Annotated in this window: 20 protein-coding genes; 13 read left to right on the forward strand and 7 right to left on the reverse strand. The window is 66.9% G+C overall.

Translation table 11 applies throughout. From position 1 onward, the window contains the following. Positions 1–119: 119 nt before the first annotated feature. The 5 genes from MTR65_RS06105 to MTR65_RS06125 all read left to right on the forward strand — a co-directional run bounded on the left by MTR65_RS06105 (position 120) and on the right by MTR65_RS06125 (position 10,946). A complete protein-coding gene (locus MTR65_RS06105; RefSeq protein WP_243798182.1) occupies positions 120–1,463 on the forward strand; it encodes a M20/M25/M40 family metallo-hydrolase in 1,344 nt (447 codons plus the stop codon). A gap of 47 nt (positions 1,464–1,510) precedes the next feature. Further along, positions 1,511–4,645 carry a WD40/YVTN/BNR-like repeat-containing protein gene (locus MTR65_RS06110; protein WP_243798185.1) on the forward strand — a complete coding sequence of 1,045 codons (3,135 nt, stop codon included), beginning with the start codon at positions 1,511–1,513 and terminating at the stop codon, positions 4,643–4,645. A 65-nt stretch (positions 4,646–4,710) separates the two neighbouring features. After that, positions 4,711–6,690, forward strand: a complete 1,980-nt coding sequence (locus tag MTR65_RS06115; protein WP_243798187.1) for a TonB-dependent receptor — start codon at positions 4,711–4,713, stop codon at positions 6,688–6,690. Between the two features lie 546 nt (positions 6,691–7,236). Continuing rightward, positions 7,237–10,269 carry a TonB-dependent receptor plug domain-containing protein gene (locus tag MTR65_RS06120; RefSeq protein WP_243798190.1) on the forward strand — a complete coding sequence of 1,011 codons (3,033 nt, stop codon included), beginning with the start codon at positions 7,237–7,239 and terminating at the stop codon, positions 10,267–10,269. Between the two features lie 296 nt (positions 10,270–10,565). Continuing rightward, positions 10,566–10,946, forward strand: coding sequence for a hypothetical protein (locus MTR65_RS06125; protein ID WP_226637916.1), 381 nt, complete (start codon positions 10,566–10,568; stop codon positions 10,944–10,946). A gap of 23 nt (positions 10,947–10,969) precedes the next feature. On the opposite strand, the gene MTR65_RS06130 is transcribed toward MTR65_RS06125, so the two are convergent. Further along, positions 10,970–12,040: a S66 peptidase family protein gene (locus tag MTR65_RS06130; protein ID WP_243798193.1), complete on the reverse strand. Its 1,071-nt coding sequence runs from the start codon at positions 12,038–12,040 to the stop codon at positions 10,970–10,972. A gap of 83 nt (positions 12,041–12,123) precedes the next feature. Here MTR65_RS06130 and MTR65_RS06135 point away from each other — a divergent pair, with 83 nt between their 5' ends. Beyond that, positions 12,124–12,996 (forward strand): LOG family protein, encoded by an 873-nt coding sequence (locus MTR65_RS06135; protein WP_039390103.1) that lies wholly within the window; start codon positions 12,124–12,126, stop codon positions 12,994–12,996. 158 nt (positions 12,997–13,154) lie between these two features. Here MTR65_RS06135 and thiD read toward each other — a convergent pair whose 3' ends face one another. The 3 genes from thiD to glmM are packed head-to-tail and all read right to left on the reverse strand — an operon-like array spanning position 13,155 to position 15,488. Continuing rightward, a complete protein-coding gene (thiD, locus tag MTR65_RS06140; protein ID WP_243798196.1) occupies positions 13,155–13,904 on the reverse strand; it encodes a bifunctional hydroxymethylpyrimidine kinase/phosphomethylpyrimidine kinase in 750 nt (249 codons plus the stop codon). 13 nt (positions 13,905–13,917) lie between these two features. Then, a complete protein-coding gene (locus MTR65_RS06145) occupies positions 13,918–14,148 on the reverse strand; it encodes a DUF1272 domain-containing protein (RefSeq protein WP_243798199.1) in 231 nt (76 codons plus the stop codon). Then, on the reverse strand, positions 14,148–15,488 hold the full coding sequence (gene glmM, locus MTR65_RS06150) for a phosphoglucosamine mutase (RefSeq protein WP_243798202.1): 1,341 nt from the start codon (positions 15,486–15,488) through the stop codon (positions 14,148–14,150). Before glmM ends, MTR65_RS06145 begins: the two co-directional genes overlap by 1 nt. A 132-nt stretch (positions 15,489–15,620) precedes the next feature. On the opposite strand from glmM, the gene MTR65_RS06155 reads away from it, so the two are divergent. Then, positions 15,621–16,901: a dicarboxylate/amino acid:cation symporter gene (locus MTR65_RS06155; protein ID WP_243798204.1), complete on the forward strand. Its 1,281-nt coding sequence runs from the start codon at positions 15,621–15,623 to the stop codon at positions 16,899–16,901. Positions 16,902–16,911: 10 nt separating this feature from the next. Here the strand turns inward: MTR65_RS06155 and MTR65_RS06160 are convergent, their stop codons facing one another. Continuing rightward, entirely contained in the window at positions 16,912–17,520 is a 609-nt protein-coding gene (locus tag MTR65_RS06160) for an HNH endonuclease (protein WP_243798207.1), read from the reverse strand. A gap of 164 nt (positions 17,521–17,684) precedes the next feature. Between MTR65_RS06160 and gluQRS the strand changes: the two genes are divergently transcribed. From gluQRS to MTR65_RS06185, 5 genes are all read left to right on the forward strand, one after another. Then, positions 17,685–18,521: a tRNA glutamyl-Q(34) synthetase GluQRS gene (gene gluQRS / locus MTR65_RS06165; RefSeq protein WP_243798209.1), complete on the forward strand. Its 837-nt coding sequence runs from the start codon at positions 17,685–17,687 to the stop codon at positions 18,519–18,521. A gap of 4 nt (positions 18,522–18,525) precedes the next feature. After that, entirely contained in the window at positions 18,526–18,759 is a 234-nt protein-coding gene (locus tag MTR65_RS06170; RefSeq protein WP_148627077.1) for an HIG1 domain-containing protein, read from the forward strand. A gap of 110 nt (positions 18,760–18,869) precedes the next feature. Beyond that, positions 18,870–19,442, forward strand: coding sequence for a cob(I)yrinic acid a,c-diamide adenosyltransferase (locus MTR65_RS06175; RefSeq protein ID WP_243798211.1), 573 nt, complete (start codon positions 18,870–18,872; stop codon positions 19,440–19,442). Positions 19,443–19,518: 76 nt separating this feature from the next. Continuing rightward, positions 19,519–20,388, forward strand: coding sequence for a 3-hydroxyacyl-CoA dehydrogenase family protein (locus MTR65_RS06180; protein ID WP_243798213.1), 870 nt, complete (start codon positions 19,519–19,521; stop codon positions 20,386–20,388). 214 nt (positions 20,389–20,602) lie between these two features. Next, positions 20,603–20,920, forward strand: a complete 318-nt coding sequence (locus MTR65_RS06185) for a hypothetical protein (RefSeq protein ID WP_148627074.1) — start codon at positions 20,603–20,605, stop codon at positions 20,918–20,920. Between the two features lie 30 nt (positions 20,921–20,950). Here MTR65_RS06185 and MTR65_RS06190 read toward each other — a convergent pair whose 3' ends face one another. Next, the gene (locus MTR65_RS06190) at positions 20,951–21,154 is read right to left on the reverse strand and encodes a hypothetical protein (RefSeq protein ID WP_243798215.1); all 204 of its coding nucleotides are present in this window, start codon (positions 21,152–21,154) and stop codon (positions 20,951–20,953) included. A 23-nt stretch (positions 21,155–21,177) separates the two neighbouring features. After that, entirely contained in the window at positions 21,178–23,793 is a 2,616-nt protein-coding gene (gene mutS, locus MTR65_RS06195) for a DNA mismatch repair protein MutS (RefSeq protein ID WP_243798218.1), read from the reverse strand. Between the two features lie 113 nt (positions 23,794–23,906). Between mutS and MTR65_RS06200 the strand changes: the two genes are divergently transcribed. Beyond that, positions 23,907–26,177: an NADP-dependent malic enzyme gene (locus tag MTR65_RS06200; protein WP_243798220.1), complete on the forward strand. Its 2,271-nt coding sequence runs from the start codon at positions 23,907–23,909 to the stop codon at positions 26,175–26,177. The last annotated feature ends 209 nt before the right edge of the window (positions 26,178–26,386 follow it).

Genomic DNA, 26,386 nt, shown 5'->3' on the forward strand with positions numbered 1-26,386 from the left:
TGATCCCCGCGCATTGTCAGCGCCCGCACCATCGGTAGAGTGGCTCAGGAATGGGCGCGCCGTTCCATCCGCACCGCAAGGCGCGCGCGTCCGAAAATACAGGGGGCCCTGCCGATCTCATGACCATACAGCACGTCCATCCGGCACGCAGTCACGCGTCTGCGCTCCAACCTACTCATGAGAAAGCGCGTACTTGGGGCTTCGCCGCGAGCCTGGCAGCCCTTGCGCTGGCGCCCCTGCCCGCCGCGGCGCAGGACTATGACAACGAAGCCAGCCGCCTCCTCGCCAGCGACAAGTTCGCGGCCGCCAGGCAATCGCTCGCGGCCGACTACGACACCATTGTTGCCGATCTCATCACCCTGACCGAGATCGAGGCGCCCCCGTTCAAGGAAGACAAGCGCGCGGCCGCCTACGCGCAGATGCTGAAGGCGGCCGGACTCGAGAACGTCCAGACCGATGCCCAAGGCAATGTCATGGGTCTGCGCAAGGGTTCGGGTGGCGGCCCGCTGATCGCGGTCGCCGCACACCTCGACACGGTCTTTCCCGAAGGCACCGATGTCACCGTAAAGCGCGAGGGCGACCGCCTGACAGCCCCCGGTATCGGCGATGACACCAGCAGCCTGCCGGTGCTCCTCGCCTTCATCCGCGCCATGGACAAGGCCGGGTACACGACCAGAGCCGACATCCTGTTCCTGGGCGATGTGGGCGAAGAGGGCCCGGGCAACCTTCGCGGCATGCGCCATCTTTTCAACGAAGGGCCCTACGCGGGCAAGATCGACGCCTTCATCTCCTTCGAGCCGGGCAAGGCCGGGCGCATCACCCATGGCGGCATCGGCTCCAGGCGCTACACGGTGACCTTCAAGGGCCCGGGTGGGCACAGCTATGGGGCTTTCGGTCTCGTCAACCCGGCCTACGCGATGAGCGATGCGATCACCCAGTTCGCGCGGATGCAGGTCCCCGCCTCGCCCAAGACGACCTACAGCGTGGGGATCGTCGAGGGCGGCACCTCGGTCAACTCGATCCCCTTCGCAACTTCGATGACCGTCGACATGCGCTCGGAAAGCGCCGAGGAACTGGCGAAAGAGGAAGCCGCCTTCCTCGCCATCCTTCCCGGTGCCGCCGCACGCGAGAACGCCGCGCGCTCAACCGAGCAAGGCGAGATCACCTACGAGACCACGCTCATCGGCGACCGCCCGGTCGGCCTCACCCAGCGCTCCGCGCCCATCGTCGAATATGCGCGCGCCACCAGCGAGGCGATGGGCTTCAAGGTCCACTACGGCAGCAGCTCGACCGACAGCAACCTCCCGATGAGCCTGGGAATTCCAGCCGTCACGCTCGGCTCGGGCTTCACCACCCACCGCGCGCACTCGCTCGACGAGTACCTCGAACTCGACCGCGAGAGCGACCTTGCCAGCATGAGCGCCGGGCTCGCGACGTTGCTGCTCCTCGCCGAGGCCGACTAGATCCGGGGGACATCCGGCATCACGAAGTATTCCAAAGGGGGGGATTGATGAAACTGATCCGCACGCTGGCCTTGCTCACCGCGAGCACGGCCCTGACCACGACAGCGCCGAGCACGGCCGCCCTCGCGCAGGACGGGCCGGCCTATCAGGACAGCGAATGGGCGGGCCTTGCCTACCGCGAGGTCGGCCCCTGGCGCGGTGGGCGCGTCACCACGGTGACCGGCGTCGAGGGCGCACCTCTGGTCTACTACATGGGCACGACCGGCGGCGGGGTCTGGAAGACCACTGACGGCGGGCACACCTGGAACAACGTGAGCGACGGGCAGATAAAGGTCGGCTCGATCGGCGCGGTTGCCGTAGCCCCAAGCAACCCCGAGATCGTCTACGCGGGCACCGGCTCCTCCAAGATCCGCAGCAACGTCTCGATCGGGCGCGGCATCTACAAGTCCTCCGACGCGGGCGAGACCTGGACGTTCATCGGCCTTCGTGACGTCGGCCAGATCGCGGCCGTACGGATCAACCCGCAAGACCCCGACGAGGTCTTCGTCGCGGCCTCGGGCAATCCCTTCACGGACAGTCCGGAGCGCGGCGTCTACCGCACCCGCGACGGCGGCCAGAGCTGGACGAAGGTCCTGTTCCTCGCCGACGCGCTGGGCGCAGCCGACATCGAATTCAAGCCTGGCGATCCCAGCGTCCTCTACGCCACCATGTGGCACGGGCTACGCAAGCCCTGGACCATCATCTCGGGCAGCCTGGATGGGGGCATCTACAAGTCCAGCGATGGCGGCGACACCTGGGCAAAGCTGGGCGGAGGCCTGCCCACCGGCCTGTTGGGGCGCGCCAACGTGGGGGTGAGCGCCGCCACCCCCTCCCGCCTCTACGCCCTGATCGAGGCCGACCCGGGCCACGGCCTCTACCGCTCGGACGACGAGGGGACGAGCTGGACGCGGGTGAACGATGAAAAGCGCCTGATCACCCGGCCCTTCTACTACACCACGCTGGGCGTCGATCCGAGCAACGCGGACGTCGTCTACGTCGGCAACGAAGGCTGGTTCAGGTCGGTGGACGCAGGGCAGAGCTTTGTCACCCGCCCCGTGCCCCACGGCGACAACCACGACGTCTGGATCAATCCGGCCGATCCCGCCAACATGATCCAGGCCAACGACGGCGGCGCGAACGTTTCCTTCGACGGCGGTGACCACTGGAGCACGCAGGCCAACCAGCCGACGGCCGAGCTCTACCAGGTCGCGGTCGACGACCAGTTCCCCTACCGCCTCTATGGCGCGCAGCAGGACAACACGACCGTCATCGTGCCCTCGCAGCCGCTGGGCCAGAACCGCCCCGACTACCTCATCGGCCCGGGCTGCGAGACCGGCCCGATCATCCCCAAAACCGACGATCCGAATGTTGTCTGGGGCGGCTGCAAGGGCCAGTTCTCGCGCCTCGATATGAGCACGAACGGCAACGAGCAGCAGTTCTGGATCGGCAGCGAGTCGCTCTACGGCAACGATCCCGACCAGCTGCGCTACCGCTTCCAGCGTGTCGCCCCGCTCGAAACCTCGCCCACCGATCCCGACACCGTCTACTACGGTTCTCAGTATGTGCACCGCTCGCGCAATGGGGGCGAAAGCTGGAAGGTCATCAGCCCCGACCTCACCGCCACGCCCGAGGGCACACAGAAGGCCTCGGGCGGGCCGATCACCCGCGATGCCACGGGCGAAGAGGTCTACTCCACGCTCTACGCGATCCGCGAAAGCCGCGTGCAGCCGGGCGTCATCTGGGCCGGTTCGAACGACGGGCTGGTCTGGGTCACACGGGACGACGGCAAGACCTGGGCCAACGTCACGCCTGAGGGGCTGCCCGAAGGCGGACGCGTCCAGAACATCGATCCGGGCAAGCACGCGGCGGGCACGGCCTATGTCGCGATCCACCGCTACCTGCTTGGCGACTTCGCGCCCTACCTCTACCGCACCGATGATTTCGGCCGGACCTGGACCAGGCTGACCGACGGGACCAACGGCATCGCCACAGACGAGCCGACCCGCGTCATCCGCGAGGACCCGGAGCGCCCGGGCCTTCTCTACGCGGGCACCGAGTTCGGCCTCTATGTCTCGTTTGACCGGGGGGCCAACTGGCGGCCCTTCCAGCTCAACCTGCCGGCAACACCTATCACCGACCTGCGTCTAGCGCACGGCGACCTCGTGCTCTCGACGCAGGGGCGCGGCTTCTGGATCCTCGACAACCTTGGCGTCCTGCGCCAGCTGCCGCCCGCCGGGACCTCGGCCTCGTCCAGCCGCCTCTATCGGCCCGTCGAGGCGGTGCGCGTCAACGCCCGCGCCGACAAGGGTCCCGCCCCTGGCGAAGGCCCGAGCCATGTCCTGCCCGGGGCCGAGATCGACTACTACCTGGCCCCCGGCGCTTCGGGTCCGCTCACCCTCACCGTGCTCGACGATCAGGGCAACTTGGTCCGCCGCTTCACCAGCGCCGGGGATAGCCCGAAGAAGGACGGGGCAGGCCATACCTCGGGCGGCTACCGCGCGCGCACCTCCGCCCATCCCGACGCGAACCCGGGCATGCACCGTTTCATCTGGGACCTGCACACCACCGGCAAGCCCTTTGGCCTTGCCACCACACCGGAGAGCCGCGCGCTCCTCACCGGCATGACGAAGACCGACCACTTCCCCCAGGGGCCGATGGCCGTGCCGGGCACCTACAGCGTGCGCATCGAACAGGGCGGCTCTACCATGACCCAGCCGCTCACCGTGGTCGAGGACCCGCGCATCGTGGCGAGCGGGGTCACCCAGGCCGACCTCGACGCGCAGTTCGCGCACAACCGGAGCGTACTGGCGCTGGTCCACGACACCAGACTGGCGGCCTGGCGTCTGCGCCGGGCCCAGGCCACGGGCCGCGTGGCCGAAGCGACGTTCACCCCCATCGCGCAGCGCCTGCTGACCCCGCCGATCCGCTACAGCCAGCCCGGCCTCGAGACCCACGTGACCTACCTCTACCGGGAGACCACGGCGGCCGACCAGCCGGTCGGGCGCGACGCCGTCGCGCGTCTGGCCGAACTGCGCCAGGCCCTGGGCGGGATCGTGCAGGACCTTGACGCCGCACTGGGGCCGATCACTCCGGCCGAACTCACCGCCTACCTTCAGGGCGACCCCGCCGTCCCGGAGACCTGAAGCCGGCCATCCCGCCACGGCCTGCGCAAGACGCGGCGCATGGCCAAAGGACGTTCCGCACCTTGTTGACCCGGCCTCTTGTTCCCTCCGTACCGCTACGACGCGCTTCCCGCACGCTCGCCGCGGGATGCGCGCTTACCCTGGGCCTGCCGCAAGCTGCCCTTGCCCAAGGGCTTGCCATCTCCGAGACCATCGTGGTCCAGGCCGACGAGGACCTTGGCCCGCTCGCCGCCTCCGAAACCCGCCATGACGTCTCAGCCGCACGGATCGAGGAACTCAACGCAACCACGCTCGACGAACTCGCCGCCAGCCTTCCGGCCGTCCACATCCCGGTCAATTCGCGCGGCGAGGCCATCGCGGTGCTGCGCGGTGCGAGCGAACGCCAGCTTTCCACCTTCTTCGAAGGCGCCAGTCTCAATATCCCCTGGGACAACCGGCTCGACCTCTCGCTGCTTCCAGCTGGCCTCGTGGGCCACGTGCAGAGTGCGGCGGGCCCGCTGGCTCCGCACTACGGCGTCAACGCGCTGGGCGCGATCAGCTTCTGGGCTCGGAACCGTGGCGGGGGCAGTCTTGCCCACGGAACCGGCGACCTGACGCGCGGCAGCGTCGCCATACGCGCAGGGCCAGCGGTTCTGGGCGGGGGCTACTCGGCACGCGACGGCACGGCCCTCGCACGCGGAGCCAACCTGCCCCATGCACAGAGCGCCCCCGACATTCGTACCAACACCGATCGACGGCTCGGCGATGTCTTTGCCCATCTGGACACCGATCTTGCGGGCCAGACCCTGCGCGTGACCGCCTTCCACGTCTGGGGCAACAAGGGCATCGCACCGGAAGGCAACGTCGCGGACGGCGCGCGTCACTGGCGCTATGACGGCATTGCCCACACGGTCCTGACCGCCAGCCTGCATTCCCCGCTCGGCCCGGCGACCACGCTCGACAGCACCGGCTGGATCCAGCGTTTCGACCAGGACATCGTGGCCTTTGCCGACGCGAGCTACACCGCGCGCGACAGCCTCCAGACCGACCGGGACCGGACCTGGGGCCTTCGTGAACTGCTGCACCACAGCTTTGGCGCAGCCACGTTCGAGGGCTCGTTCAATCTCCTGCAGTCGACCCACCGTCAGCGCGACGCCGACTATGTCGGCAATGTCCTGCCAGCGGGGCGAGGCCCCACCGCTCGCTACACCCAGCGCACCTGGAGCCTGGGGGGCGAGCTCGAATACGCCTTCGGCCAAGCGCTGCGCGCCGAGATAGGAGTGGGCTACGACGTCGTCGAATACCGGCGCACGGGCGCGTTTCCCCGGATCGAAGACGTGGGCGCGTGGAGCGGACGCGCCGCGCTCCTGGCCGGCGCAGGCGGGGGCTGGACACTGCGCGCCGCCCTTGGCCGCAAGACGCGCTCCGCCACGATGCGCGAACTGTTCGGGTCGGGCATCAACCGCTTCCTGGCCAACGAGGACCTGCACCCCGAGTCCATCGTCAGCGCCGAACTGGGGGCGGAGTGGACCGACGGGGAGGGCTCGTCCTTCTATCTTGTCCCCTTCCTCCAGGACCTTGACGACACCATCGACCAGCGCCGGGTCGACGGGCTGCGCCAGCGCATCAACCTTTCAGGTTCGCAGGTGAAGGGGCTCGAGGCCGGGGGCAACTGGCAGGCCAACGAAGCCTTCGCCCTGAGCGCAAACGTGACCTGGACGCACACCCGCCGCAAGGATCCCCCGCCAGGCCAGATCAACCGCATTGCCGAGCGTCCTGCCCTCCTCGCCACGATGACCGCGCGCTACACGGCTCCGGCAGGCATCGCCGGATGGCTGCGCGCGCGGCACATCGGACGCGCCTGGTCCGCGGACGCGGACGGCACGCTCGTCCCACTCAACCGCGCCACCACGTTCGACCTGCAGGCCAGCTACATCCTTCACGGGCCCGGCCTGCCGCTGCAGCTCTTCATCAATCTGGCCAATCTCACCGACGAAGTCGTCACCCCGCAGCTCGGCCTGCCCGGGCCGGGACGCACACTGCTGGTCGGCTTCAAGGTGCTCTGAGCTCCCTTGGGTGGCCGGGTCAGCAGATCTGGGCCCTGCCTTTGAGGCCCCTGTAGACGGAGCAACGAAGAAACTTCGCAAGGCGTCAGTTCTTGGCGCAGTCTGCAATTTTATTACACTTTTATGGCGATTTTGTTCATCGCACTGCGCCTGTGAAAAACCAAGAGGATATCCCCCTTATCAGTTGACAGGCGCAATCGAACTCGAAAGAGGAATGATATCCGCTTTCCTACAAATATTGCGTCGCACAACGCGGCCTTCTTGCCGACAAGAAGATTGTTGCAGTTTGTTTCTACAATGCCCGAACCTTGTTGGAGAAATCTCGCAAAAGGATACATTTTTTATTTAAAACCAAAGCGTTGCATGATTGCAACGCCTCGCAAAGATATTGCTTGAACATTTCCAAAGGCATTGAACGTCCCTGCCCTGCCCGCCAACAGACAGCGCTCACGGCTCTCGCGTCTGTCGATCGCGAAAGCCCTGCAACCGAGCCGGGATCCCCCAGCGCCCCCACGCTGCCCGGCTCCAAGGGACAAGGACAACTACGTGACACCCACTTTCCGGAAGGCTGCGCTGCGCGGCGCCACCAGCCTGACCGCTTTCGCCCTGCTGTGCGGCACCGCCCAGGCTCAGGACGCCACCGCTCCGGCCCCGGCCGCCAGTGAAGGCGCCGACGATGTCATCATCGTCACCGGCTCGATCACCCGCAACCCGGCCGCCGCCACCGCCTCGCCGGTCGTCTCGATCACCTCGGACGATCTGGAAAAGCGCGGCATCAAGACTGTCGCCGACACGCTGCAGACGCTGACGGCCAACAACGCAGGCACGATCCCCGCCAGCTGGTCGGGCAACGGCTTCACCACCGGCGCCACCGCCCCGTCGCTGCGCGGCTTCAACAACGCCTACACGCTGACGCTGTTCGACGGCATGCGCACCGCCTACTACCCGCTTGCGGACGACGGCCAGCGCAACATCGTCGACATCAACTCGATGCCCGGATCGGTTGTCGACCGCGTCGACACCTTGCTCGACGGCGCCTCGGCGACGTACGGCTCGGACGCCATCGCAGGCGTGGTCAACGTCATCACCAAGCGCCAGATCCAGGGCCTGCACCTCGATGCCTCGATGGGCGTTTCGCAGCGCGGCGACGGTGACGAGCAGCGCATCAACGGCACCTACGGCTACGGCGATCTCGACGACCAGGGCTTCAACATCTACGCGAACTTCGAGTACCAGAAGAACGCCGGAATGGACCTCTCGGCCCGCAAGGGTCCGTGGAGCACGGCCGACCAGTCCTCGATCTGCGGCGGCCCGGCCGACGGCTGCCTTACCAACAGCGTGCGCAACGGCATCCAGGCCGACGGCGGCTTCAACGGCATCCAGTCGACCATCGTTCCCTTTGTCCAGCCCTTCACGCAGGACGCCGACGGCAACTATGTCGCACAGGGCGACTACCAGCTGCTCAACCCGGATGCGGGCTGCGGCCGCCTGAACGCGGTCACCCTCACCCCCGAGCAGCAGGCCCAGGGCATCGCCGGCACCCCCTCGGTGGTCTGCCAGCAGGACCTCACCAACGACTACGAGGCCTACACCGCGCGCACCAAGCGCATCGGTGGCACGCTGCGCGGCACGGTACGTCTGAACGACCTCACCGAGGCGTTCCTTATGTTCAACTACTACAACGTGACCACGGCAAACCGCATGGCCCCCTCGGGCTGGACGGGCCGCACGGCCGCAGGCGGCGACCGCGTCACCATCAGCCAGATCTACCTGCCCGCCTATGTCTGCGCGAACGGCGTGGGCACGCTCTCGGCCGACAACCAGCTGACCGGCACCGGCTGCGATGCCAGCAACGGCACGCTCAACCCGAACAACCCATTCGCGGCGCAGGGCCAGTCGGCTCGCCTGCTCGGCATGCCCGACATGCCGCGCTACACCTACACCAACGCCAAGACCTACCGCATCTCGGGCGGCGTCGACGGCTCGTTCGGTGACGGTTGGGACTACATGATCGGCGCGACCGCCTCGGAAGTCACGCTCGACGTCACCAACACCGGCTACATCAACGCCCAGGGGCTGATGGACGCGGTGGCGCAGGGCACCTACAACTTCATGGATCCCTCGGCCAACTCGGCCGAAGCCATCCAGGGCGTGTTCCCCGACCAGCACAAGCGCGCGACCTCAAAGCTGGCGCAGGTCATGGCGACCCTCAGCAAGGACGTGTTCGAGCTGCCGGGCGGCATGGTCAACGTCGCGATCCAGGGCCAGTACCGCTACGAGTCGATCAACAACCCGAGCTCGAACGCCCCCAACGACGTGAACCCGGCGGACCGCTACTACGGCATCAACGCCATCGGCGTGAAGGGCCACCGCGACGTGTGGTCGGCGGCCTACGAGATCTCGGTTCCGATCGTGGACGAGTTCCGCGTGAAGGCCGACGGTTCGTATGACCACTACTCGACCGGCCAGGAAAACTTCGCGCCCAAGTTCGAGGCCGAGTTCCAGCCGATCGACGAGCTTAAGCTGCGCGGCACGTTCACCAAGGGCTTCCGTGCCCCGAACCTGAACGAATCGTTCCAGCTGCCCTCGACCGGCTACATCAACGCCACGATCAACTGCAGCAACGCGGCCTTCCAGGACTTCTGCGCGGCCCACGCCAGCAACCCCGGCTACTACGAGGGCGGCTACAACCTGGGCATTACCTCGGCCGGCAACCCGGACCTGAAGTCCGAGAAGTCGACCTCCTACACCTTCGGCGCGGTGATCCAGCCGACCCGCAACATCACGCTGACGGTCGACTACTGGCGCACCAAGATCAAGAACCTGATCACCTCGGTGAACCCCACCGATGCGCTCTATGCCGCCTACTACGGCAACAACGGCCAGGTGAACATGCCGGGCATCACCGTGACGCAGGGGGCACCCGATCCGGAGAACCTGGGCGCGCTTCCGCTGATCGGCGAGATCGGCAGCTCGTTCCAGAACGCGAACTCGATGCTCGGCAAGGGTATCGACTTCTCGGGCTCGGCCTACTTCGGGATCACCGACACGATCACCTGGCGCACCAACGCCACGGCCTCGTACCTGATCCGTCTGCAGCAGGACATCGACGGCACAATCAACCGCTTCGATGGCTCGCTGGGTGGCTGTAACTGGACCTCGTGCTCGGGCGCTCCGCGCTTCCGCGCCTCGTGGCAGAACACGCTGGACTTCGACGAGCAGACCAGCGTGACCCTCACCGCGTACTACACCAGCGGCTACTCGAGCACCGCGTCCGATGCCGGTGGCACCTACAAGGACTGCGAAGCCAGCGCCGCAGCTGGTCAGCTCGTGACCTACCCGGACAGCGGCCGTGCCGTGCAGTGCCATGGCCCCAGCACCTTCAACCTCGACGGCCACGCCGAGACGAAGATCGGCGACGGCAAGTTCACGCTCTACGCGGATGTCATGAACATCCTCGACGGCAAGCCGAAGTACGACCCCAACGCCGCCTACGGCATCTACAACTTCAACGCCGCATGGCAGGATCGTCTCTTCATGGGCCGCTACTTCCGCATCGGCGCGAAGGTGGACTTCTAAGGCAACTCACGTCTCGTCCGGCGGTCCGGTCCCTTGTTGATCGTCGGACAGGACGGCGCCCGTCGTCCGGTTCCCCGCTGCGGTTGCCTGAAACCCTGATCGCAGCGCATCCTCCCGCCGGATAGACCGGGCCCCGAGAAGGGGCGGCCTCCCCACGAGGCCGCCCCTTTTTCGTGTCCGCAGACCACGCGCATATCCGTAGGCTGCCGCTTGCGATCCGCTAACCCTATCCGACCTAGATTGCTTCTCCAGGCCGCTTGATTGGCTGGCTAACCGAATGGCCGGAAGGAGATCGGATGGTCCGTGCCCTGTTCCCCGCGGCATCGCGGGATAGAACCGAGAGCCTTGTCGAGGCAGCGCCAGAAGCGCCCTGCTCGCCGTTCGGACGGCGAGCGCCGCGCGAACATGTCGAGATGCTGGCGCGCTTTCGCCGCACCATTTCCAGCAGCACGGTCATGCTGAAGGATCTCACCCCCTATGGCGCCCGGATCGAGGGTGTGGAGGGGCTGGAACCCGATGAGGCGGTGCGTCTTGCCCTGCCCGGCCAACGCCCGGCCCTTGCCTTCGTCGCCTGGTCCAACGCGCACTGCGCCGGGCTGGAGTTCGCCGAACCGCTCGACCTCTATGTCTACGGGGATCTCGTGCGCCGCTACGCGCTGCCCGGAGAGCGGGACTGACCCACCCGAAATGGGACGGCCGTTCAGGTCACGACCGGTTCGAGGACCTCGAGCGTGCCCGCATCGGCGTCGAGGCGCACTTGGCACCCCTCCGGTACGCTCGCCTGCGCGGCAATGTGACCGATCGAGAGGCCCTGGAAGGCCGGAATGCCGAGCTTCCCGAAATGCTGGTCGAGCACTTCGTAGATCGTGAAGTTGGAATAGCCGGGTCCCGGGTTGCGGCAATTGGTGCACTGTCCGAAGACGATGCCCGCCAGACCTTTGAGGACACCGGCCAGGGCAAGCTGGGTCAGCATGCGGTCGATCCGGTACTCGGACTCGTTGGTGTCCTCCAGGAACAGGACGGCGCCGCGCATGTCGGGAAAATAGGGCGTGCCGACCAGCGCCGAAAGCACGCTGAGATTGCCGCCGAGAAGGCGTCCCTGCGCCTCTCCGCCTGCAAAGACACGCGGGGTGCGGCGGCCTCCGCCAAGACTGGGACCTGTGTAGGCTGCGACCGAGAGCGTGGGTGTTGCGCCCTCGAAGGCCAGGGCGCGCCAGCTTTCCCAGGCGGCAGGCGGCCAACTGGCCGAGGCGTTGGGCCCATGCACGCTGGGCGCGCAGCCATGGGCGGCCAGCGCGGCGTGGAGCGCGGTGTTGTCGCTGAAACCGGTGAAGAGCTTTGGGCTACGGCGCAGCGCGGCAAAGTCCAGCCGGGGCAGAATGCGCGCGGTGCCCCAGCCGCCGCGCACGGCCATGACGCCCTTTACGCGGGGGTCCTGCCAGGTCTCCATGAAGGCGGCCGCGCGCGCCGCGTCCTCACCTGCCAGGTAGCCCGCCCGCGCGGTCAGGTTGGGCGCCAGGATCGGCTCCAGCCCCATCGCGCGCACGGCCTCGGCGATTTCCTCGATCCCGAACCGGTCACCGATGAAGCCCGCTGGCGCGACCAGCCCCAACCCGTCGCCGGGCCGCAGGCGGGGGGCGCGGAGCCTTTCGCCCCTGCCCGCGTTGTCCTTCGCATGCGCGCGATCGGTGGCGGCAAATGGGAGGCCCGAAAGGGCAAGCCCCCCGGCCAGGGTCGCGACGGTTTTCAGGCATTGGCGTCTGGACTGCATGGTGTGGCACCCTAGCCACGCCCCGCGGCGGCGTCTCGGCAAATCTCTCGACGGACCGGCCTTCCCGGTCCATGGATAGGCAAATGACAGAAGAAGAAAAGAAACTCACCGACCGCCGCTTCTACAAGGCGGAACAGGAAGCCACCTTCGCCGGCGAACAGACCGGCACCCTGCAGACGCAGCACCCGGCCTACCAGCTGGCCTTCCAGGACACCGATTTCCTGCTGCGCGACGAACTGCGCCCGGTGCGCTTCCAGCTTGAACTGCTCAAGCCCGAGATGCTGCTGGAAGAGGCCAACATCGGCTCCACCCTCGTCATGTACGGCTCGGCGCGCATTCCCTCGCCCGAAAAGTGCGACGACGTGCTCGCGAAGGCCTCCAGCGACGAGGACAGGAAGGTTGCCGAACGGCTCGTCGCCAAGGCGAAGTACTACGAGGAAGCGCGCAAGCTCGCCCGCATCGCCAGCCAGTGCGGCCTGGTGGAAAAGGGCATGCGCCAATTCGTCGTATGCTCGGGCGGTGGCCCCTCGATCATGGAAGCGGCCAACCGCGGCGCGCACGAAGTCGGCGCGGAATCGCTGGGCCTCAACATCGTTCTCCCGCACGAGCAGGCACCCAACCCCTACGTCACGCCGCGCCTCTCCTTCCAGTTCCATTACTTTGCGCTGCGCAAGATGCACTTCCTGCTGCGCGCCCGCGCCGTCGCCGTGTTCCCGGGCGGCTTTGGCACGCTCGATGAGATGCTGGAGATGATCACCCTCATCCAGACCGGCAAGATGAAGCCGATCCCGGTGCTCCTTTACGGACGCGAGTTCTGGGAAAAGGTCATCAATTTCGAGGCGCTGGCCGAGGAAGGCGTGATCGCCCGCAAGGACCTCGACCTGTTCACCTGGTGCGAAACCGCCGAGGACGGGTGGAAGGCGATCCGTGCCTTCTACGATCTCGACTGCGGGTGAGGCAGGACAAGAGAAGGACAGATCCGAGGGCCATCGCCCTCGGGCTCCCCAAACTGTCGACCTCAAGGCTCTCACGCCACCCTGGCTGAGACGGGTGAGGTCTCCCATTCCGGGGTCAAGGGGCGATGGCCCCTTGAATCACGTTGTTCTTCCTGAACTTATCGGACCGCCTGGTGGCCCATCGGGCCATGCCCGGCGCCCAGCTCCGGGGCCGCGCTGAGGGCACGGCGAACAAATTCGCGCGCGCCTTCGACCGCTTCGGGAAGCGACATTCCCTGCCCGAGTCCGGTCGCAATCGCGCTCGAAAGCGTGCAGCCGGTGCCGTGGGTGTGGCAGGTGACAATGCGCGGGGCGCGCCAGATGACCGGGTCCTTGCCCGGCACCATCAAGCGGTCCTCGACCACGTCGCCTTCGGCATCGCCGCCTTTGGCGAGGTAGGCCACACCCATGGCCTCCAGGGCCGCATCGCCGCCCAGAGCCTCAAGCTCGGGCACGTTGGGCGTCGTCAACGCGGCGCAGGCCATGAGCCGGGAGAAGGCCGCGATCGTTGCCGCATCGGCCAACACCGATCCCGACGTCGCGACCATGACCGGATCGAACACCACCGGCACGCCCAGTTCCTCCAGCCGCGCGGCCACCACGTGCGCGATCTCGGCCGAACCCAGCATGCCGATCTTCACCGCATCGACCCCGATGTCGCTGACGCAGGCGTCGATCTGCGCGCCCACCATCTCGGGCGACAGCGCGACGACGTCGGTCACTCCGCAGGTGTTCTGCGCCGTGATCGCGGTGATCGCGGTCATGGCGTAGCCGCCCAGCATCGTGATCGTCTTGATGTCGGCCTGGATGCCCGCTCCCCCTGAGGAATCCGAGCCGGCGATGGAAAGAATACGAGGAGGTGTGGTCATGGCCTGAGGCGTGTCACTTGACCTTGTAGCGGCGCACCTTGGACGGGGGCGCGGCGTCGTGGTGCTTCTTGGCGCGGGTCGGGCGGTCGGTCAGCTCGCCCCCGCATTCGGGACACAGGTCATCGAGATCCTCGGCGCATTCCGCGCAGTAGGTGCACTCGAACGAGCAGATGAAGGCGCCGGGCGCTTCGGCGGGAAGGGCCGCGCCGCAGCGCGCGCAATCGGGACGCATTTCCAGAGCCATCAGCCGGCTACCTCTTCAATGGCGGTGCAGATCGCGGCGACCACCGCTTCGACCTTGGTGGCATCATCGCCCTCGGCCATGACCCGGATCACCGGCTCGGTGCCCGAGGGACGGATGACGAGGCGGCCCTCGCCGCGCAGCGTGCTCTCGGCCTCGGCGATGACAGCCTGCACGCGCGCATCCTCCAGCGGCTTGCCGCCTGCAAAGCGCACGTTGCGCAAGAGTTGAGGGACCGGATCGAAAAGGTGCAGCACCTCGCTCGCCTTCTTGCCCGACTGGACAAGCGCGGCGAGCACCTGGAGAGCCGCCACGGTGCCATCGCCGGTCGTCGCATGGTCAAGCAGGATCATGTGGCCCGACTGTTCACCGCCCACGTTGAAACCGCCCGACTTCATGCGTTCGAGCACGTGCCGGTCGCCCACCTTGGTGCGCTCCAGCGTCAGTTCGAGGCCCTGGAGGTAGCGCTCCAGACCCAGGTTCGACATGACCGTGGCGACCACACCCCCGCCGCGCAGCTTGCCGCGGGCGGCCATCTGCGTGCCGAGCAGCGCCATGATCTGGTCACCGTCCACGACCTTGCCGTTCTCATCAACAACGATCAGACGGTCGGCATCGCCATCGAGCGCAATGCCGATATCGCAGCCGCCCGAAACAACCGTTTCCTGCAGCAGCTCGGGGTGTGTCGAGCCGCAGGCCTTGTTGATGTTCTTGCCGTTGGGCGTCACGCCCACCGTCACCACTTCGGCGCCCAGTTCCCAGAACGCGGATGGGGCGACCTGGTAGGCCGCGCCATTGGCGCAATCGACCGCGATCTTGAGGCCATCCAGACGCACCGTATTGGGCAGCGAGGCCTTCACCGCGTGGATATAGCGCCCGCGCGCGTCATCGATACGCCGGGCCCGCCCGATATCCTCGGCATCGGCAAGCTCCAGGTCCTCGCCCAGCATCTTCTCGATCGCCAGTTCGTCGGCGTCGGAGAGCTTGAAACCGTCGGGGCCGAACAGCTTGATGCCGTTGTCCTCGTAAGGGTTGTGGCTGGCCGAGATCATCACGCCGACATCGGCGCGCAATTCGCGGGTGAGCAGCGCGACCGCAGGCGTGGGCATCGGGCCCAGGAGGATCACGTCCATGCCCACGCTGGTGAAACCGGCGGTCATCGCGTTCTCGAGCATGTAGCCCGACAGGCGCGTGTCCTTGCCGATCACCACGCGGTGGCGGTGGGTGCCGCGCTGGAACAGCTTGCCCGCCGCCTGGCCGACCTTGGCGGCTGTCGCGGCGGTCATCGCACCCTGGTTGGTGCGGCCGCGAATGCCGTCGGTTCCGAAGAATTGCTTGCTCATGCCTGTCCGTCACCTGCCGTGCGTCTTGCAAATTGCCATGCCGCGCCGGGCTGGTAATGTCACCCCCCTCGCCCGTCCTTTCACCCGGATGCGCCTTTTCCTACCCCCTTCCAGACACGACCAGGGACCTTGATGACCGAGCCTTCCAGCGCCAGCCGCATGCCCGAGATCCGCGTTCCGGGTCTCCTCACGCTGGGCGGCCTCCTCGCCGGGCTCGCCGCGGGCGCCCTGTTCAAGGGTTCGGCACCTCTGCGTGATATCCTGGTTCTGGCAGAGCCGCTGGGCGACCTGTGGCTGCGCGCGCTCAAGATGACGATCCTGCCGCTGGTCGCAGGCCTCCTGTTCACCGGCATCGTCGAGACCGCCGCGGCCGCGCAGGCAGGCGCCATGGCCCGCCGCACGCTCGGCCTCATCGTAGGTGTGCTGGCGGCCAGCGCCTGCCTCGGCGGCCTCCTGATGCCGCTTCTCCTGCGTCTGTTTCCCGCTCCCGCGCTCGATCTTGCAGGGCACGGCGAGGCGCCCGAGGCAAACCTGCCCGGCCTTGGCGATTTCCTCGGCTCACTCGTCCCTTCCAACGTGCTGGGCGCAGCGGCCGAGGACGCGATGCTGCCGGTCATCGTCTTCATTGCCCTTTTCGCGCTCGCCTCCACCCGCCTCGCCGAGGAACCGCGCCGCCAGCTGGCCCTCCTGTTCGAGGGGCTGGCGGGCGCGATGATCGTGGTCATCGGATGGGTGCTCAAGCTCGCGCCGCTCGGCGTCTTTGCCCTTGGCCTTTCGCTCGCCGCCCGGACTGGCGCGGCGGCCATCGGGACGCTGGGGCACTACATCCTGCTGGTCGCGGCGCTGGGCGCGGTGTTCCTGCTCACCGCCTACCCGCTCGCGGTGCTGGTCGGACGGCGGCACCTCGGCACCTTCGCCCGCGCGGTTCTGCCTGCGCAGGTGGTGGCCGTCTCCACCCAGTCCTCGCTCGCCAGCCTGCCCGCGATGCTGGCCGCCGCACGGGCGCTGCGAGTTCCGGCCACGGCGGCCGAATTTGCCCTCCCCCTTGCCGTGACGCTGTTTCGCGCGACCGGCCCGGCGATGAACGTGGGCGTCGCCGTCTACGCCGCGCAGCTGGCCGGGTACGAGCTTTCGGCGAGCGCCATCGCAGCCGGTGTCCTCGTCGCCTTCGTCACCACCTTCGGCACGGTTTCGCTCCCCGGCACGGTCAGCTTCATCGCCTCAACCGGGCCGATTGCCGCCGCAATGGGCGCGCCGCTCTGGCCGCTCGGCATCCTTGTGGCCGTGGAAATGCTGCCCGACATCATGCGCACGCTGGGCAACGTGACGATGGACGTCGCGGTGACCACGGCGGTTGCGGGGGAAGAAAAAGACGAGAACGATGCCGCGCCTGATGCGCCGACAGTCCACTAGGACCCTGTGCCTAGGGCTCCAGCTCGATGTCCCAATAGAGCCAGTCGCGCCAGGTTTCGTGCAGGTAGTTGGGCGGGAAGGCCTTGCCACGGTCCTGCAGTTGCCAGCTGGTCGGCTTGATGGGTGCGACCATGGGCGGCATGTTCGCCTGCTTGGGCGTGCGCCCGCCCTTCTTGAGGTTACAGGGCGAGCAGGCGGTGAGGATGTTCTCCCAGCTCGTCTTTCCGCCCAGCCTCCGCGGGACCACGTGGTCGAAGGTCAGATTGTGGGGCGATCCGCAGTACTGGCAGGTGAACTTGTCGCGCAGGAACAGGTTGAAGCGCGTGAAGGCGGGAAACTCGGAGGGTTTGACGTAGTCGTGGAGCGCGATTACCGAGGGGATCTGCATTGTCCAGCTGGGGCTGCGCACGGCCCGGTCGTAGCACGAGACCACGTCCACCTTCTCCAACACCACCGCCTTGATCGCGGTCTGCCAGGGCCAGACACTGAGCGGGTAATAGGAGAGCGGCGTGTAATCCGCATTGAGAACAAGCGCAGGGCAGTCCGAAAGACTTCGGGAGGGATCATCCTCCGCGCTGCGGAAACGGGCCGCGCGCTCTATCAGCTCCGATCTGAGCATGGCCTCCTGTCGCAGGCCGTGATGACAAGTTCATGGCAGCACATGAAGTCTTTTGCAGCACTTGCGCGACTCGGCGTCAAGTCCCCTATGGTACAGCCCTGCCGAAATGCGACGAACACCTCCGCGCTGTTCAGGGCATCATCTTCAATTCACGAGCCTTTTTCATGATCCGTACACGCTTTGCGCCCAGCCCCAACGGCTCGCTTCACCTGGGCCATGCCTATGCCGCTATCGTTGCGCATGATCTGGCCCGTTCGCGCGGCGGCGAATTCCTCGTGCGCATCGAGGACATCGACGGTGCGCGCAGCCGTCAGGAACTCGCCGAGGAGGCGCTGGAGGACCTTACATGGCTGGGCCTCACTTGGGACGGACCGGTGCGCATCCAGTCGCGCAACGTCGGCGCACACGTCGCCGCGGGCGAGCGGCTGAAGGCGATGGGGCTCCTCTATCCCTGCCGCTGCACGCGCGCCGAAATAGCCGCCGCCGCCACCCGAATGGGACCCGATGGGCCGGTCTACCCCGGCACCTGCAAGCACCGCACCTTCGCCCCCGAAGGTGCGGCCTGGCGCATCGACATGGAGGCGGCGATCTCACACGCCGGGCCCCTCATCTGGGAGGACGAACGGGCCGGCGTGCAGCAGGCCGATCCGGCGCCCTACGGCGATGTCGTGCTGCTGCGAAAGGACCTTCCGGGCAGCTACCACCTCGCCGCCACGCTCGACGATGCCACAGACGACATCTCCCTTGTCACCCGGGGCATGGACCTCTTCGGCGCCACCCACATCCACCGTCTGCTCCAGGCCCTGCTCGACCTGCCCGTGCCCACCTGGCACCACCACCCGTTGCTGGTCGAGGCGGATGGCCGCAAGCTTGCCAAACGGCGTGGCTCACCCTCGCTGGCCGACCGGCGCCGCGCGGGTGAGGATGGCCCCGCGCTCGCCGCGGCCTTGCGCGCCCATGCCTTCCCCGCTGGCCTTTCGCTGGGCGAAGGCGTAGCCTGAGGCCATGTACACTCTACTCGTCATCGTCATTGTCGCCCTGATGATCGCGGTCGTGATCAGTCTGGTGCGCGGGATCATCGCCTTCCTCAACGGCACCAAGGAGGACCTCAACCGCGATCCCAGTGAGACCGGCCCGTCGAAAAGCCAGCAGATGCAGAACCGGATGATGTTCAACCGCATCAAGTACCAGGCCGCCGCGGTTCTGGTCTGCGCGCTGCTTCTGGCCTTCGCACGCTAGGCGCCGCCACCTCTTTCCTGAGCGATCCGACAGGCAGTTGCCCTCCCTTTGGGAGGTGCATTCGCCTGACCGACACACTAGGGACGGCCACACCCCGGCGAGAGAGAACCATGGTCAAGCTCAACAAGATCTACACCCGCACCGGCGATGACGGCACCACCGGCCTTGTCGACGGATCGCGCCTGCCCAAGCACGCGCGCCGCATGGAGGCCATCGGCAGCGTCGACGAAGTCAACAGCGCGATCGGCCTCGCGGTCTGCGCGCTCGATACCGAGGCCCCGCACAGGGCCAACCTCGTGCGCATCCAGAACGACCTGTTCGACCTTGGCGCGGACCTCGCGACCCCGGGTGAGGACTTCACCCCGGGCGAGATGACCCTGCGTATGGTCACCGCCCAGGTCGACTGGCTGGAAGGCGCCATTGACGCCGTCAACGCCGAGCTCCAGCCGCTCACCAGCTTCATCCTGCCCGGCGGCAGCGAAGCGGCGGGCCGCGTCCACATTGCGCGCGCGAGCTGCCGCAGCGCCGAGCGCTGTGCGACCGCGCTGGCGGGGGACGAGCCCGTCAACCCGGCCGCACTTGCCTATCTCAACCGCCTGTCCGACTACCTCTTCGTGCTCGCCCGCGCGCTGAACGAAAACGGCGCGCGCGACGTATTGTGGGTGCCCGGGCAGAACCGGTAATGCGGCAGATGTAATTTTCACCAGGCCCCGGACCTGCGCGTCCCTGCGGCCAGACGTTCGAGAGGGAGCACACAGCGTGCAGACAATCGGTATCATCGGTGCAGGGATCATGGGCACGGGCATTGCCCAGACCGTCGCGGGCAAGGGCATGGACGTCGTCCTGACCGACGTCAGCCTCGAGGCGGCCGAAAAGGGCAAGGCCAAGATCGAGAAGGGCCTGGGCCGCCTGATCGCCAAGGAAAAGATCACGCAAGGCGATGCAGACGCGCTCCTTGCACGCATCACGCCCACCGGCGACTACGAGGCGATGGCCGAGTGCGACCTCATCATCGAGGCCGCGACCGAACGCGAAGACATCAAGGCCAAGATCTTCGAGGCGGCGGGCAAGGTGCTCAAGGACGGCGCGCTCATGGCCTCCAACACCAGCTCGATCCCGATCACCCGCATGGGCGCAGGCACGATCGACCCGGCCCGTTTCTGCGGCCTGCACTTCTTCAATCCGGTGCCGGTCATGGGCCTGATCGAGGTGATCCCCGGTCTTGCCACCAGCGAAGACACCGTCGCGAAGATGAAGGCCTTCGGCGAGAAGCTGGGCAAGACCGTCGTCCTCGCGGGCGACGAGGCCGGCTTCGTGGTCAACCGCGTGCTGTGCCCGATGCTCAACGAGGCGATCTGCGTGCTGGGCGCGGGCGTTGCCAATGTCGCGGACATCGACGCGGCGATGAAGCTGGGCGCCAACCACCCGATGGGGCCGCTCACGCTGGCCGACTTCATCGGCCTCGACACCCTGCTCGAGATCATGAAGGTCCTCTTCGAGAGCACCGGCGATCCCAAGTACCGTCCGGCCACGCTGCTCCAGAAGTACGTCGAGGCGGGTTGGTACGGCCGCAAGAGCGGGAAGGGGTTCTACGACTATTCGGGCGAGGAGCCGGTCCCGACCCGCTGAAAGAACAAGAAGATTCAAGGGGCCATCGCCCCTTGACCCCAGAACGGGCGACCTCGCCTTTCTCAGCCACCGTGGCGCGTGGGAGGTGAGGTTGACTGGTCCGGGAGCCCGAGGGCTATGGCCCTCGGATTTCCCCTTCTTCCAATCTTCGTTGTCCCTTCACGGGGAACGCGACTCGCATTCGCTCCGTTACAGATGTCAAAGGAGATATCCGATGGCCCAACGTAACGACGACTTCGCCCCCGAGACGGTCAACGCCGAGCAGGCCGATGCGCCCATGCAGGCGCAGGAAGTGGCCGAGCAGGCCCTGAACCAGTCGACCTCGGTGCTGGGGCTCGAACAGAGTGAAAAGCTCTCCGCCAGCCTCGACGGCGCGAACGCGCAGGATCTGGTTGACCACATGCGCCAGATGGACACGAGCGGCACCATCGACATGTCCGCATACGCGGGCGAAGAGGCGATGGATGACCTCGAAGACCGCTACGGACGGGAAAGCGCGCCCGAACCGGATCTGGCGTCCGACGGCAGTTGAGGCTAGGATCTCAGCCCAGAAACACGAAAATCAATCGGGAGAGGTGGGCGTTTCTGTCGCCCAAGGGTTCTTATGCTTGCCATGCGTTTTGGCGACAGCTTCCGGCTTGTCGCGCCCCCCGTCTTCGGACGCCGGGACAGTGCAGTAGGCGGTCAGCAGCACGCTGGCCGCCCAGAAGAGAGCGTGCCAGCGGCTGCGGAAGACGCGGGTGAGGCGCGGACCGAGAAACATCATGGCCCCCTTGTGGACCTTCCCGGTTAACCCTCCGTTCCCGCCTCGCGCTTGAGATCGTAGAGGATTTCCAGCGCGTCGCGGGGAGCAAGCGCGTCGACATCCATGTCCCGCAGCTTTTCGCGCAAGCTGTCGCAGGCTTCCTCGCGCGCCTCTTCGGCAGCGGCGAACAGCGGAAGCTCGCCAAGGCCGGCGGCCAGGCCGCCCGTTTCCGCACGGCCCTTTTCGAGCTTTTCCAGCACCGACTTGGCCCGGCTGATGACCTTGGGGGGAACCCCTGCAAGGCGCGCAACGGCGAGGCCATAGCTGCGGTCCGCCGCACCTTCGGCCAGTTCGTGGAGAAGCACCAGTTCGCCCTTCCACTCGCGCGCCCGCACATGGTGGAGCGAAAGCGCCTCGCAGGTTTCGGCAAGGCGCGCCATCTCGTGGTAGTGGGTCGCGAAAAGGCAGCGGCAGCGGTTGGTCTCGTGCACCGCCTCGGCCACCGCCCAGGCCAGCGCCAAGCCATCGTAGGTCGACGTTCCGCGCCCGACCTCGTCCAGAATCACGAAGCTGCGCTCGGTCGCCTGCGAGAGGATCGCGGCGGTCTCGACCATCTCGACCATGAAGGTCGAGCGCCCGCGCGCCAGGTTGTCCGAGGCCCCCACACGGCTGAACAGGCGGTCGACCAAGCCGATCCGCGCGGCGTCCGCCGGAACGAACCCGCCCGCCTGCGCAAGCAGGACGATGAGCGCATTCTGGCGCAGGAACGTCGACTTACCACCCATATTGGGGCCGCCGATGAGCCAGAGCCGGTCGTGGCTGGCGAGACGGCAGTCATTGGCGACGAAACGCTCGTTCTGCGCCTTGAGGGCCGCCTCGACGACGGGATGGCGCCCGCCCTCGATTTCCAGCGAGAGTCCCTCGACCACTTCGGGGCGTGCCCAGCCCCCTTCCGCAGCGCGCTCGGCCTGTCCGGCGGCAACGTCGATGCGGGCGAGCGCGGCTGCGGTGGCCGCTATCACCTGGCGTGCGGCGACGGCCTCCTCGACCAGCGTCTCGAAATGCGCTTCCTCAGCCGCGAGCGCGTGCGCGCCCGCCTCGGTGATGCGGCTCGCCTCCTCGTGCAGCGCCAGCGCGTTGAAGCGCATGGCGCCCGCCATCGTCTGGCGGTGGGTAAAGCCGCTTTCGGCCTGCATCAGCGTGTCGGCGTGGCGCGAGGGCACTTCGATGAAGTAGCCCAGCACGTTGTTGTGCTTGATCTTGAGCGCGGAGACGCCCGTATCCTCACGGTACTTCGCCTCAAGCGCCGCAATCGCCTTGCGCGCGTTGCCTGAAGTGACGCGCAGCTCATCAAGGCTCGCATCGTAGCCTTCGGCGATGAAGCCGCCCTGCCCGCGTTCGGTCGGCGGCGCGGAAACGAGCGCGCGGGTGAAATGCTCCACCATCGCGCCCCAGCCCGCGACATGGCCGCCCAGCGCGGGGAGCAGGCTGTCGAGCAGCACCGGCAGGTCCGCGCGGCCCGCAAGGCGCCCGCCAATGGCATGGGCCCCAGCCAGACCATCGCGCAACTGGCCCAGATCGCGCGGCGATCCGCGCCCGGCAACCACGCGGCCCAGCGCACGGCCCACGTCCGGCAGCGCGCGCAGCGCGGCACGCAGGTCTTCGCGCAGCATCGGGTCCTCATGCAGCCAGCCGACCAGTTCGAGACGCGCGGAAATGGCGGTGCGGTCGGTCAGCGGCGCGGCAAGGTCCTCGGCCAGCTGGCGTGCGCCCGCACCGGTCACGCAGCGGTCGACCGCATCGATCAGGCTGCCCTTGCGCGATCCTTGCGCGGATTCGAGGATTTCCAGGCTCGCGCGCGTGGCCTCGTCCATCGCCAGCGTCGCCTCGCCCGAACGGGCTTCAGGGGGCAGCAGCAGCGGCAGCGCGCCGCGCCCGACATGGTCGAGATAGGCAATGAGGCCACCAGCGGCGGCCAGCATCGGGCGGGTAAAGGCCCCAAAGCCGTCGAGCGTGGAGACGCCGTGGATGCCCTTGAGCCGCTCCTCGCCGCCTTCGGAGGAGAATTCATGGCCGGAACGCCCGATTGCGTCCTCGGGCGCCAGCTCCCAGCCATCCTGCACGACCAGTTCGCGCGCGCCCAGACGTGCAAGGCTTGCAAGAAAGCGATCAGGTGCACATTCCTCAAGCACCATCTGCCCGGTCGAGATGTCGCAGGCGGCAAGACCGATCACGCCGCGCACCTCGCAGGCCGCGGCGAGAACGTTCGCCCGGCGCGGTTCGAGGAGAGCTTCCTCGGTCAGCGTGCCCGCCGTCACGAAGCGCACGATATCGCGGGCCACAAGGGCTTTGGAGCCTCCCCGCTTCTTCGCTTCGGCGGGCGTCTCGGTCTGCTCGGCGATGGCCACGCGGCAGCCCGCCTTGATCAGCCGGGCAAGGTAGCTTTCGGCCGAATGGACCGGCACGCCGCACATCGGGATCGGGGTTCCGTTGTGCTCCCCGCGCGTGGTAAGTGCGATATCGAGAACTTGACTTGCGATTTTTGCATCTTCGAAGAAAAGCTCGAAGAAGTCCCCCATACGGTAGAACAGCAAGCATTCGCCAGCTTCCTCGCGAAGCGCGAGATACTGGGCCATCATGGGTGTTGCGCCGGAACTCATGGCGCTGCGTTAGCCCCGCTCCCCGGGGCTTGTGAAGCGCAAGCCCCTTGCCTTTCCCCTATCGCGTCCCGGAATCTTTCGTTATCGGCCCTCGCTCATCCGGGAGAAATTCATTGTCCGAGAAAAGCAAGGTCCAGTTTACCGAGCGCGAGGCTCTGTTTTACCACCAGACAATCCGTCCGGGTAAGATCGAGATCATCGCATCCAAGCCGATGGCAACGCAGCGCGATCTGTCGCTCGCCTATTCGCCCGGCGTCGCCGTGCCTGTCCAGGCCATCGCCGACGATCCGCAGAAGGCTTACGATTACACCGCCAAGGGCAACCTCGTCGCGGTCATCTCCAACGGCTCGGCCATCCTGGGCATGGGCAACCTGGGCGCGCTCGCGTCCAAGCCGGTGATGGAAGGCAAGGCGGTCCTGTTCAAGCGCTTCGCCGACGTCGACTCGATCGACATCGAGCTGAACAGCGAGGACCCCGAGGCCCTCATCGAAGCCATCGCGATGATGGAACCCAGCTTTGGCGGCATCAACCTTGAAGACATCAAGGCGCCCGAGTGCTTCGTGATCGAGCAGACCCTGCGCGACCGCATGAACATCCCGGTCATGCACGACGACCAGCACGGCACCGCGATCATCACCGCAGCCGGCCTCATCAACGCCTGCCTCATCACCGGCCGCAAGATCGACGAGATCAAGGTCGTGGTGAACGGCGCGGGCGCGGCCGCGCTGGCCTGCACCTCGCTCATCAAGTCGATGGGCGTGCGCCACGACAACGTCATCATCTGCGACCGCTCGGGCACGATCTACCAGGGTCGCACCGAGCAGATGGACCAGTGGAAGAGCGCGCACGCGGCCAACACCGAGGCGCGTACTCTGGAAGAGGCGCTGGTCGGCGCCGACGTGTTCCTCGGCCTCTCGGCCGCCGGCGCGCTTCCGCCCGAATACGTCAAGAAGATGGCCGACGAGCCGATCATCTTCGCGATGGCCAACCCCGTTCCCGAGATCAATCCCGACGAGGCCAAGGCCGTGCGTCCGGACGCGATCATCGCCACGGGCCGTTCGGACTTCCCGAACCAGGTCAACAACGTGCTGGGCTTCCCCTTCATCTTCCGCGGCGCGCTCGACGTGTCGGCAACCGCGATCAACGAAGAGATGAAGATCGCAGCGGCCAAGGCCATCGCCGAACTCGCCCGCGAGCAGGTCCACGAGGACGTCGCGGCGGCCTACGGTGGTGCAGTCCAGCAGTTCGGCCGTGACTACATCATCCCCGCGCCCTTCGATCCGCGCCTGATGGAAGTCGTGCCCGCCGCCGTCGCCAAGGCGGCGATGGATTCGGGCGTCGCGCAGCGCCCGATCGAGGACTTCGACACCTACCGCCTCCAGCTCAAGGGCCGCCTCAACCCGACGACCTCGGTGCTGAGTTCGGTCTACGCCCAGGTTCGCGCGAACCCCAAGCGCGTGATCTTCGCCGAAGCGGACAACGAAGTGGTGCTGCGCGCCGCGATCCAGTACCGCGATTTCGGCTACGGCGAACCGATCCTGGTCGGCCGCACCCAGAACATCCTCGACCTCATGGGCGAGCTGGGCGTGCCCAACCCGGAGAGCTTCCACATCGAGAACTCGATGGTGTCCGACCACGTCGCCCCGATGGTCGAGATGATCTACGCGCGCCTCAAGCGCCGTGGCTATCTGGAACGCGACGTGCAGCGCATGGTCAACACCGACCGCAACACCTTCGCCTCGGGCCTGCTCAAGATGGGCGTGGGCGATGCCATGATCACCGGCATGACGCGTCCCTTCGCGCAGTCGATGAAGAACGTGCGCCGCGTGCTCGATCCGGCCCCGGACAAGCTGCCCTTCGGCATGCACATGCTGGTGGGCAAGAACCGCACCGTGTTCCTGGCCGACACCACCATCAACGAGCGTCCGAGCGCCGAGGAACTGGCGATCATCGCCACCGAAGCCGCGTCGGTCGCCAAGCGCATGGGCCACGAGCCGCGCGTTGCGTTTCTCTCCTACTCGACCTTCGGCAACCCCGAGGGCCAGTGGGTCGAGCGCACCCGCGATGCCGTGCACATCCTCGACGAGCGTGACGACGTGCCCTTCGAGTACGAAGGCGAAATGGCTCCCGACGCCGCGCTCAACCCCAAGATCATGGCGCTCTACCCGTTCTGCCGCCTCTCGGCCCCGGCGAACGTCCTGATCATGCCGGGTCTGCAGTCGGCCAACATCTCGGCCAAGCTGCTGCGCGAGATCGGCGGCACGACCTCGATCGGTCCGATCCTGCTGGGCATGGAAAAGCCGGTCCAGATCGTACCGATGACCGCGATCGCGCCCGACGTGCTCACGAGCGCCGTGCTCGCGGCCGCCGGCATCGCGGGCTGAGGCCACGGCAACGCAACCGGAGAGGGCCGCTTTCCCGGACGGCCCTGTTCCCGGCGACACCTGACAAGAAGGCCCCGGCAGGACTCTCCTGCCGGGGCCTTTTTGCAACGCCTGGCCTGCGAAGTGCAGTCCAGCGCCCGAACGCTGCCTGATCGGCGCGAATTTCAATTGACCCGCCCCGGGTCCATCCTAAAGGCTGCCCCCCATCG

The sequence above is a fragment of the Novosphingobium mangrovi genome (assembly GCF_022818885.1).
Taxonomy (GTDB): Bacteria; Pseudomonadota; Alphaproteobacteria; order Sphingomonadales; family Sphingomonadaceae; genus Novosphingobium; species Novosphingobium mangrovi.